The sequence below is a fragment of the Candidatus Krumholzibacteriia bacterium genome, from assembly GCA_035268685.1.
Taxonomy (GTDB): Bacteria; Krumholzibacteriota; Krumholzibacteriia; order JAJRXK01; family JAJRXK01; genus JAJRXK01.
The window spans coordinates 1-10,151 of the sequence record DATFKK010000030.1 but is presented as its reverse complement, the minus strand read 5'-3'; the positions used below and the strand labels follow the sequence as shown (position 1 = coordinate 10,151).

Here is a 10,151-nt window from a genome sequence, read left to right as displayed (position 1 = left end):
CCCACGATCACGTCGCTCGGGTAATGGGCCGCGGTGATCACGCGGCTCAGGGCGACCACGGCGGCCAGCGCGAACCACAGCACCCGCCACCGCGGGAACAACACCGACAGCGCCAGGGCCAGGCCGAAGATCGTGCTCGAGTGGCCCGAGGGCATCGAGCTGGTGTCGTAGTCGAAGGTCATCGGCACGAATCCCCACTGCTGTTCCTCGAGCAGCAGGTGGGGTCGGACGCGGCCGATCAGCACCTTGAGCACGTTGATCAGGACGCCCGGCACGAAGATCGCGCCGAAGACCAGCGCACCCGCACGGCTCCAGCGCGGGCGTCGCACCACGAAGCGGAACACCAGGAAGGCGGCAGCGCTCGCGTACAGGTACTTGGCGGAGTGCCCCAGCTCGGTGATCCAGGTGAAGAGGACCTGCACCGCCGCCGGCCAGTCGCTCACGGTGCGGATCACCGGCCGGTCGAGGAGGGTGAACGCGATCGCCGCGGCCAGGACGACCGCGGCGACGACGTTCGGTCTGCGCAGGGTGCGCAGGATCTCGGGAGCCACGCCGGGGTGCATGACGGGTCAGCCCACCTCTTCGAACGAGTCCACCTTCACGAAGTTCGTACCCTGGTTCTCGGCCACCTTGCCCACGACCTTCAGCGTGATTCCGTCGAAACGCTTGTCGAAGGGCACGTCGCCGGCGCTCATGCCGTCGAGGATGTAGATGGTCCCGTCGGCGGTCTGCAGGGCGGCCGAGCAGCTGGTGCCGACCTGATGGGTGCAATGGCCGCAGCCGAGCGAGCCGGTCAGGGTGGTGGTCTCGGCACCCTCGTAGGATGCGGGCGCGACCAGCGCCGCCTGGTCCTGGGTCTGCTCCATGGCCTCTTCGTGGGCGGTGTTCGCCGCGTCCTGGGTCTGCTCGGCGGTCTCGCTGCCGGATCCGCCGCCACAGCCGGCGATCAGGACGACCGCGCAAAGCGCGCTGAACAGCTTGGTCATGATCTCACCTCGGTTCGGGTCTTCGCAGGGGTGCGCAGAAGATTAGGAGGCACGCCGGACGGCGGCAAGCGCCGGCGTCAGCCGCTGGCCTCGCGGAAGGCGGCGATGGCCCGCTCCCGCGTGGGCTTCGGATCGACGATCATCGTGGGGTAGCCGCGCCCCTGGCGGTCCACCTCGCCCAGTCGCCGCGGATCGTGCAGGGCCTTGCCGGTCACGCCCTCCAGCTCGGGGACGAAGCGGTGGAGGAAGCGCCCGTCGGGGTCGAAGCGCTCGCTCTGGCTGATCGGATTGAAGATCCGGAAGTACGGAGCCGCGTCGGTCCCGACCGAAGCCGACCACTGCCAGCCGCCGTTGTTCGAGGCCAGGTCGCCGTCGATCAAGTGGCGCATGAAGTGGCGTTCGCCTTCGCGCCAGTCGATCAGCAGGTTCTTGCTCAGGAACATGGCCACGACCATCCGCAGGCGGTTGTGCATCCAGCCGGTGCGCGCGAGCTGCCGCATGGCGCCGTCGACGATCGGCACACCCGTCCGTCCGTCCTTCCAGGCCTCGAGCGCCTCGCCGTCGTCCCGCCAAGCGACGTTCTCGTCGAGCTCGGGCCGGAAGGCGCGGTGCATGCTCACCCGCGGGAAGGCGCGCAGGACCTGGACGTAGAACTCCCGCCAGATCAACTCGCCGATCCAGGCGTCGGCACCCTGGCTGCCGCCGGAGAAGCGGTTGCGGTTGGCCTGCAGCGCGGCGTGCAGTGCCTGCCGCGGCGACAGCACGCCGGCGGCCAGGTAGGGAGACAGGGTGCTCGTGCCGTTCGTGCCCGGGAGGTCGCGCTGGTCGTCGTAGGCGCGCAGCCGGTGCTGCACGAAGGCGCCGAGATTTCCCTGCGCGGCCTTCTCACCGGCGGGCCAGAGGTCGAGCCGAGCGGTGCCACGGGCGAAGCCGTCGGCGGTGGCCGGGACCGGATCGGAGACCACGTCGATCGCCGGCTGTGGCTGAGGCGGTGGCAACACGTCGATCGCGGCCTGCTTCGCGGCGTCGATCCACGCGCGCTTGTACGGCGAGAACACCGAGTACGGTCCGCCCTGCTTCGTGCGGACGGCGAGCGGGGGCAGGATCGTGTGGTCGTCGAAGGCCTCGACCTCGAGTCCGTCCCGCTCGAAGACCTCGCGCACGGCCCGGTCACGCCGGCGCTCGTGTACCTCGTGTTCGCGGTTGAAGTACAGGGCGGTCGCCCCGACCTCGCGGGCGAGTTCGGCGAGTGACTTCGGTAGACCGTCGTAGTCCTCGGCGCGAACGATCCGCAGCGGGATGTTCCGCGCGGCGAGTTCGTCGGCGAGTTGGCGCAGGTTCTCGAGCCAGAACTCGACCTTGGCCGGGGCCTCGTCGTGCTCGTGCCACTGCTCGGGGGCGAGCGCGAACACGGCCACGGTGCCGTCGGTGGCGGCCTCGGTGGCGCGGCGCAGGGCCGTGTTGTCGCTCACGCGGAGATCGCGGCGGAGCCAGACGAGGGGGCGCATGCGCAGTCCTTTCGCAGCGGAAGTCGGGGTACCGGAACGGGGTTCGACCGCGGCCCCGCGGGAGGATGCGCGCGGATTCGTTCGCTCCGGAGACGATGGCCGTCTTCATGGGTGCCCCGGGTCCCTCCGGGTCGCGCCCGGATCCGCAGTCGACTCTCGATCCACAGGAGACGAGCCCTCATGTCCAGGAACTTCCTTCTCGCCGCCTTCCTCGTGATCCCGATCGTCCTCGCCGGATGTGCGGACGACGGGGTCCTCTCGCCGCCGACCGACGACGCCGCGGTCCTCGGCGGATCGAGCCCCGCCGAGACCCCGGATCTGGCCTCGCGGGCTCCGTTCGGCAATCCCCAGGTCCTTCCGCCCAACAGCACGCCCTACGGTCGTACCTACGAGGAATGGGCGATCGAGTGGTGGCGCTGGCTCTGGTCCGCGCCCCCGGCCGTGAACCCGGGCCTCGACGCCACGGGCGAGAACATCGACTTCGGCCAGGAGGGACCGGTGTGGTTCCTCGCGCCGAACTACGGCGGTGTGAACGTCCGCAGCGCCACCATTCCCACGGGCAAGGCCCTGTTCGTGGACGTGGCCGCCTGGTTCGACTCGCCCGGGATCGGCGGCTCCGAGGACGTCGACGAACTCTTCGCCTCGGTGAACGCGGCCGCCGAGGCCACCAGCGATGTCCGGCTCGTGGTCGACGGCGTGGCCGTGCCCGACATCGAGCTCTTCCGTCTCACCGCCGGACCCTTCGACGTCACGGTGCCCGAGGACAACATGTGGGACCTCTTCGGAATCCCGACGCCCGCCGGTACCTATGGGCCCTCGGCGACCGAGGGCTGGTTCGTGATGTTGCCGCCGCTGTCGGCCGGCGAGCACACGATCGAGATCTTCGCCGATCTCGGTCCCGGCTTCGGGGTCAGCGACGTCACCGTGCACCTGACGGTCGAAGGTCGCCTGAACGGCAAGGGCAATCCCCGCGCGAACTGAGCAAGGGTCTTCGCGCGAGGGCGCGGTGGGTCCCGGCCGACCGGGGCCCACCGTTCCCGGCGCTCACCACACCTGACCGTGGCACGCGAAGCACGACGGCTCGCCGTTGTCCCCGCCGCTCAGATCGACTCCGTGGCAGTCCGTGCAGTTCACGCCGGGATCTTCGAGCCCCGGTGCGTGGCCGATCCCGTCCCTGTTCACGGTGTGGTCGGCCGGCGAGTCCGACGGTCGGATCGGATCGTCGTCGTCGTCGCAGCCCAGCGGCACGATCGCGAGGGCGAGGCAGAGGGCGAGCGCGCCCAGGATCCGAAGGGTGGAACGCATGTCAAAGATCTCTCCGTCGTGAGAACGGTGCGCGGCCTACTGCGGCTCCACGAACACCGCGATCCCGTGCGGCGCCACGGTGAAGACTCCGGTGTCGCGGTCGAACGCACCCGTGCCGGCGTCCACCTCCGGGTGGAGCTGCATGGCGAAGCGCGTCCACCGGCCGTCGCCGAAGGTCGCCTCCTCGCGGTCGGGATTGAACAGCACGAGGAGCTGCCGCACGTCCGGGTCGAGATCCTCGACACCCTCGCCCACGTCGAGCACGTGCATGGCGATCAGGCCGGGCGCCTCGGTGGACGGGAACAGCACGCGCTGCTGGATCTGGTCCGCCGTACGCAGACGGAACAGCGGCGAACCGAAGCGTACCCGCAGCATGCGCCGGAAGTAGCCCGCCGTTTCGAGGATGTGCTCGGAGTTCGGCACGAGGTCGGGATCGGCCAGCAGCGATCGCATGACGTCCCACCGGTCGCGGTTCTTCTCGGCCGGCGGCAGGCCGGCGCCCCAGGTGGTGGTCGCGCCCGAGAAGTCCAGGCGGTTGAACCAGTCGCCCGAGTCGTAGCTGTCGGCGTCCATGGACTTGCTGCGCAACAGCTCGCCGCCGGCGTGGAAGAAGGGCACGCCCTGGGCCATGGTCACGATACCCAGGGCGAACTGGTGCATGGCCACGCGCTCGTCGATCGAGGCCGTCCGCGGGGCCGACAGCTGGACCTTGTCGAACAGGGTCTCGTTGTCGTGGGCCGACACGTACTGGATCGATTCCTGCGGATCGAGAGCGTAGGCGCCGAGCTGCCCGCCGCGGCGATTGCCGAAACGGTAGTCGCGCAGATTGCCGGCCAGGCCGGCACGGACGCGGTCGGCGAGGTCGCGCAGACGCCCGAGGTCGTCGCTGCCGGGCATCCCGTTGGGCATCACGCCCAGCCCGGTGGCGTAGCCCTGCTCGCGGCGGTCGCTGAACGGACTGCCTCCGCGCACGGCGTCGCGGATCCGGTCGTTGAAGGTCCCGATGCCGGTGCCGGCCATGTTCGGCTGGGTGGCGTTCATGCCGCGCTGGTTGCCCTGCACCTCGCCGAAGTCCCAGCCCTCGCCGTAGACGTAGATCTTCGAGCCGTCCACTCCGTGCTCCTCGACGGTGAGCGCGCGCAGCGCGTCGCGCACGGCCACCATGTCGGACTTCATGTGGTGGCCCATGAGGTCGAAGCGGAAGCCGTCGATGCGATGGTGCGTGGCCCAGTGGACCACGTCGTCCACCATGAACTTCTGCATCATCAGGTGTTCGCTGGCGGTGTTCTGGCAGCAGGTGCTGGTGTGCACGTTGCCGCGCTCGTCGAGCCGGTGGTAGTAGCCCGGAACGATCCGGTCGAACACCGACACCGGACTCTGGCCGCTGGCGTGGGTGTGGTTGTAGACCACGTCCATCACCACGCGCAGGTCGAGCTCGTCGAGCGCCTTCACCATGCGACGGAACTCGAGCAGGCGCGCGCCGCCATCGGGCTCGGTGGCGTAGCTGCCCTCGGGCACGCCGAAGTGCCAGGGGTCGTAGCCCCAGTTGAACGAATCGCGCGAGCGCACCCGGGTGATCGCCGCCTGTTGTTCCTCGGAGTCGGGAGGCAGACCGCTCAGGTCACCTGGCTCGACCCGATCCTCGGCCAGCTCGGGAACGGTGGCGATGTCGAAGGTCGGCAGCAGGTGTACGTGCGTGATGCCGGCCTCGCTCAACGACCGCAGGTGCCGGCGCCCGTAGCCGTCCTGCGTGAAGGCGAGGTAGGTGCCGCGCAGGTCGGCGTCGACGCGCTCGTCGGCGGTGCTGAAGTCGCGGATGTGCAGCTCGTAGAGCGCAATGTCCTCGAAGGCGTCGAAGGGACGCTTGGTCATGGCGTCCCAGCCCTCGGGCTGCCACGCGTGATCGTCGAGATCGACGATCTGACTGCGCGTGGAGTTGGCGGCCAGGGCGCGCGAGTAGGGATCGGTCACGCGGTTGACCTCGACCCGCTCGGTCGACGGGGCGTACACGGTGACCTCGTACAGGTAGTAGTGGTTCTTCCAGTCGCGTTCGCCGGTGACCGACCACACACCGCCGTCGCGCTCCATGGCGACGGTCTCGGTCTCGCGCGCGGTGCGCGGGCCGTCGAGGAGCAACAGCCGGACCTGCTTCGCCGTCGGCGCCCACACCGACAGGGTCGGGCGGTTGCCGTCCCAGGTCACGCCGAGCGGTCCGTCGAAGAAGTACAGGTCGTCGAGCACGCCGGGGATCTGCAGGCCGGTGGCGCCGGCGATCCTGCCCTCGGTGTCGATCGCCGAGACCGCCACGCGCCCTCGCAGGAACCCGATCGCCCGCTCGCGGTCGTCGATCCGCAGGACGGCGTCGCCCACCAGGTGCGGGAAGCGGCCGGTGGGATCGTCGTAGGTGCCGTCGCGGCGCAGCGCGACCGACTCGCCGCCGACGATGCCGTCGGCCTCGAGCACGAGGGCGCCGTCGGGATCATGGTGCAGCGCGTAGGCCTCGGCCCGCGGCGGCAGGCCGGGCCAGACGATGGTGGTGGCGTCGACCCAGTGGGCCTCGCGCCGGCCCAGGTCCCCGGTGGGCAGGGCGCCCAGGTCGGGGCGTTCCTCGAAGACGTTCTCGCGTCCGGACACGATCCACACCTCTCGCAGGCCTTCACTCACGTCGACGAACTGGTCGGGGCCGGGGTCCTTCTCGTCGCCCTTGTGCACGATCAGACCCACCTGCTCGGGATCGTCGCTCAGTGGGACGTCCCACACGACGCCCTGGTCGTCACGACCGCCCGGTTCCAGCGGTCGGTCCCAGGGCACGTCGGCGGTGGTGTGCTGCCACACGTGCAGGCCCCAGCCGTCGTAGCGGCCGTCGGGGCGGAGGTAGTGCACGCGGAGGTGGCCTTCGGGGCGGGCGCCGATCTCGGGGAGCGAGGGCGGTGGCGGAGCGGTTCCGCCGACGGTGCGCACGGCGTTCTGTCCGCCGAATCCGTCGCCGGCGTAGCCCTCGGCGCCGGGGTCCATGGGACCGCCGTCCAGGCCCGTCTCCATGTCCGACGGCCACTGCCCGTCCACGTAGTACTTGTACTGGTGCTCGCCCGGCGGCACGTCGACGGTCACGGACCAGGTACCGTCGGCCTGCTTCTCCATGAGGGTCTCGCCCCAGTCGTTGAAGCTGCCGCGCACCGACACCGACTCGACGGGCTGCGTCGGGGCGAAGGTGAACGTGACCTCGGCGGCCTGCACCGAGGCCGCGAACAACAGGACGAAGGCGACGACGAAGCTGCGCACGGTCCGACTCCCGGGCTGGGGGTTCCGGCAGTGTACGCGGATCGATGCCAGGATGCAGCCTCCTTCGGTCAGGCGCGTGCTCGCAGCGTGGCCTCGAGTCGGTCGAGCGTCTCGTCGAGAGCGTGGCATCCACGCCGCACGGCGGGGTCGGTCGTCCGGTCGAATTGCGCGCGGAGCGCGGCGACGCGTTCACGGGCGGCCAGGATCCGGTCAGGTGGACGGTAGGTTTCGTTCCGGTGACGCAGACGTGGACGCGGCAGGGGCGTGCTCGCGCGGGGGCGTTTCAGGCTGTGTCGGGCATTGGATTCGGCACTCATGTGGATCTCCTCCGGTCTGATGTTCGTCGTGGTGTGCGTCGGACCTGCAAGCTGCGCACGGAGCCGGGTCGGACGATTCCGTCGTGTCCGGTTGGGGGCAGGCCCCACGGGGTGGGGCCGGTCCTCAGATCACGTGTTGGCGACGCACCCAACGCGATTCTGCACCGATCGGATCATCCTCACCGACGACGCAGAGGTTCCACCACGGAAGCGGTGATGATCATGGTCATGAAGGTCGAATACGTACCGCACTGCGATCTGTTCGTCGCACAGACGAAGGGACCCGTCGACTTCGACGAGGCCCGCGAACTCGAGCGTGCGGTGATGGATTCGGATCATTTCCGTCCGGGCGCGAAGATCCTGCGGCTCCTGGCCGAGGCCGACTTCGACCCGCGAGGAATCCACGCTTTCGCGCGTTGGATGGTGCACGAGTACGGGGAACGCTTCCCGAAGATCGCCTACGTGGCTCCCGACCCGCCGAGTGCCGCGCTCGCGTACCTGCTCAAGCAGGGTGTGGGCGACGGGGACATCGCGGTGTTCTCCACCGGAGCCGCGGCCGTCGACTGGTTGGACGTGGATTCGGATCACTGTCCCCTCGAGGAACTGCCCGTGGATCTGCCCTGAGGGGTCCGCGCTCGCGACGGACGGAACGAAGCCCCGGTCGGAACACTCCGGCCGGGGCTCGTTCGTCACCGTGAAACGTATCGCCTGTGTCGCCGCTACTTCGACGCCTGCGGGTCGAAGTTCTTGACCAGCGTGGTCACCGTCTCGGCCATGATCTCGCGGCCCTCGAAGAAGTCGTAGTCGACCGTCCCACTCGCGCTGACCATGTCGCCGGGCTCGACCTGCTGGTAGCCGGTGTCGTCGAGCGGGTTGTAGAGCATGTCCGAGACGTCGACGGTGATGCTCCGCGCGTCGGTGTCGACCACGAACTCGTGGTCGCGGACCTCGGTCACGGTTCCCTGCACCACCGCGGTGGCGTTCACCGTGGGGCCGTGGATGGTGATGTAACGGTCCTCTTCGTCGGCGGTGCTGGCGTAGAAGTAGGTGCCGAGCTTCTCGACGTACACGCTTCCGGCCTCGATGGTGGTGGCCTCGAAGAAGTCGTCGTCGACCACTCCGGTCACCGTGACGTCGTCGCCGCGCACGAGCTTGTACGCGTCGGCGTCGCGGTCACCGTCGTCCATCTCGACGGTCACCATGCCTCCGCCGTAGTCGAGGAGGAACTCGTCGGCCGATACGCTCTCGACCTCGCCGCTCAGGCTGATCCAGGTGTCGTCGGCCATCTCGTAGGGATCCTGCGCGAGCGTCGGGGTGGCCAGCAGGCCGATCGCGGCGATCGCGACGAGGAGGGTCTTCGTGGGGAACATCGTAGGCACTCCGTGTCTGAGGCTCTTCGAGCGAGCGCGGCGCGCGTGGGCGGGAGCGATCTCCCGATCGCGCCGAGCGCCCGCGCCGGTACGTGGCGACACGATGCCGACTCGCGGCGCGGCATCGCATCCGTGGGTTTCGTCGACACCGTGTGGGGCGTCGCCCCGGTTCGTGCTGGGCGGCATCACCAGGCCGGGGCCCACTCCGGATCGACGATCCGCTCTCCGCGCGCCCGCTGGTGGATCGACTCCATCTCGCCGTCGGTGAGCTCGAAGTCGAACACGTCGAAGTTCTGCTCGAGGTGCGTGCGCTTCGACGAGCGGGGGACGGCGATCACCTCGTGCTGCTGCAGGTGCCAGCGCAGCGTGACCTGGGCCGGGGTGCGCTCGTGGCGTTCGGCGATCTGCTGGATCACCGGATCGTCGGCCACGCGATTGCGCGCGATCGGGCAGTAGGCGGTCAGCACGTGGCCCAGGCGCCGGGCCAGGTTCCGTAGGTCGTCCTGGGCCAGGAAGGGATGGTATTCCACCTGGTTCGTGGCGATCGGCGCCAGCTCGGCGGCCCGTTCCAGCAGCTCGGGCGTGAAGTTGCTCACGCCGATCAGTCGGGTGCGTCCTGCCTCCTTCAACTCCTGCATGGCTTCCAGCGGCTCGCCGAGCGACAGGTCGGTGTTCGGCCAGTGGATCAGAGTGAGATCCACGTAGTCGCTGCGGAGCCGCTCGAGGCTGGCGTCGAGGTGTCGGCGGAGTTCGGTCCCCTTCAGGTGGGTCCACCAGACCTTGGTGGTCAGGAATAGCTCGTCGCGGGGGATCCGGCTGTCCTCGAGGGTGCGGCCGATCTCGGCCTCGTTCTCGTAGGCCTCGGCCGTGTCGACGTGGCGGTAGCCGATGTCGAGCGCGGCTCCGACCACCTCGCGGCAATCGTCACCCTTCAACTGGTAGGTGCCCAGTCCGAGGCGTGGAATCATCACGCCCTGGACGTCGACGGTCACGTTCATCGTCCTGCTCCTCGGTTCGGTGGCACCGCTGGACGATCGCAGCTCCGGAGGACTTCGGACGCCCGGACTTCTCACGACCCGTCCCTGGTGGGCCGCCCGATGATTCGAGGGTCCTGGCGCTCCTAGCCTGGGGGAGCTGCAGCGGTCGAGGCTGCGATGCCCCTACCCGAGGACGAGAACCATGTACATCGGACTGTTGTTGCTGCTGATCGTCACGTCGGTCTGGCTCGTCACGCGCGGTCTGGGTCGCGGTGCGCGCGGCCTCGTGGTCGGGGGCGGTGCACTGGCCGTGGCCACCGTCGCCTTCTACGCGCTCATGTCGTTCTGGGGCGAGATGCTCTGGTTCGACGCCCTGGGTTTCGGCCAGCGCTTCTGGACCGAGGTC

General features: G+C 69.3%; 11 protein-coding genes. 3 read left to right on the top strand and 8 right to left on the bottom strand.

Annotated features, from left to right (window positions below; all coding sequences use genetic code 11):
• The 3 genes from VKA86_03015 to phrB form a co-directional block, all read right to left on the bottom strand.
• On the bottom strand, window positions 1-563 hold a 563-nt coding region (locus tag VKA86_03015; GenBank protein HKK70160.1), incomplete at its 3' end, for a phosphatase PAP2 family protein.
• A 6-nt stretch (window positions 564-569) separates the two neighbouring features.
• Entirely contained in the window at window positions 570-986 is a 417-nt protein-coding gene (locus tag VKA86_03010) for a hypothetical protein (GenBank protein HKK70159.1), read from the bottom strand.
• A gap of 77 nt (window positions 987-1,063) precedes the next feature.
• The gene (gene phrB, locus VKA86_03005; GenBank protein ID HKK70158.1) at window positions 1,064-2,494 is read right to left on the bottom strand and encodes a deoxyribodipyrimidine photo-lyase; all 1,431 of its coding nucleotides are present in this window, start codon (window positions 2,492-2,494) and stop codon (window positions 1,064-1,066) included.
• Between the two features lie 180 nt (window positions 2,495-2,674).
• Between phrB and VKA86_03000 the strand changes: the two genes are divergently transcribed.
• Window positions 2,675-3,475 carry a hypothetical protein gene (locus tag VKA86_03000; GenBank protein ID HKK70157.1) on the top strand — a complete coding sequence of 267 codons (801 nt, stop codon included), beginning with the start codon at window positions 2,675-2,677 and terminating at the stop codon, window positions 3,473-3,475.
• Between the two features lie 63 nt (window positions 3,476-3,538).
• Here VKA86_03000 and VKA86_02995 read toward each other — a convergent pair whose 3' ends face one another.
• The 3 genes from VKA86_02995 to VKA86_02985 form a co-directional block, all read right to left on the bottom strand.
• On the bottom strand, window positions 3,539-3,799 hold the full coding sequence (locus tag VKA86_02995; GenBank protein ID HKK70156.1) for a hypothetical protein: 261 nt from the start codon (window positions 3,797-3,799) through the stop codon (window positions 3,539-3,541).
• 36 nt (window positions 3,800-3,835) lie between these two features.
• Complete coding sequence (gene pulA / locus VKA86_02990) at window positions 3,836-7,081, bottom strand: pullulanase-type alpha-1,6-glucosidase (GenBank protein ID HKK70155.1); 3,246 nt, start codon at window positions 7,079-7,081, stop codon at window positions 3,836-3,838.
• Between the two features lie 68 nt (window positions 7,082-7,149).
• Window positions 7,150-7,398: a hypothetical protein gene (locus VKA86_02985; GenBank protein HKK70154.1), complete on the bottom strand. Its 249-nt coding sequence runs from the start codon at window positions 7,396-7,398 to the stop codon at window positions 7,150-7,152.
• Window positions 7,399-7,614: 216 nt separating this feature from the next.
• Here VKA86_02985 and VKA86_02980 point away from each other — a divergent pair, with 216 nt between their 5' ends.
• On the top strand, window positions 7,615-8,022 hold the full coding sequence (locus tag VKA86_02980) for a hypothetical protein (protein HKK70153.1): 408 nt from the start codon (window positions 7,615-7,617) through the stop codon (window positions 8,020-8,022).
• Between the two features lie 95 nt (window positions 8,023-8,117).
• Here VKA86_02980 and VKA86_02975 read toward each other — a convergent pair whose 3' ends face one another.
• Together VKA86_02975 and VKA86_02970 are read right to left on the bottom strand one after the other, a co-directional pair.
• Window positions 8,118-8,768, bottom strand: a complete 651-nt coding sequence (locus VKA86_02975) for a hypothetical protein (GenBank protein ID HKK70152.1) — start codon at window positions 8,766-8,768, stop codon at window positions 8,118-8,120.
• A 185-nt stretch (window positions 8,769-8,953) separates the two neighbouring features.
• A complete protein-coding gene (locus VKA86_02970; protein HKK70151.1) occupies window positions 8,954-9,766 on the bottom strand; it encodes an aldo/keto reductase in 813 nt (270 codons plus the stop codon).
• A gap of 181 nt (window positions 9,767-9,947) precedes the next feature.
• Here VKA86_02970 and VKA86_02965 point away from each other — a divergent pair.
• The coding region (locus VKA86_02965; GenBank protein ID HKK70150.1) for a hypothetical protein at window positions 9,948-10,151 on the top strand (204 nt) is incomplete at its 3' end.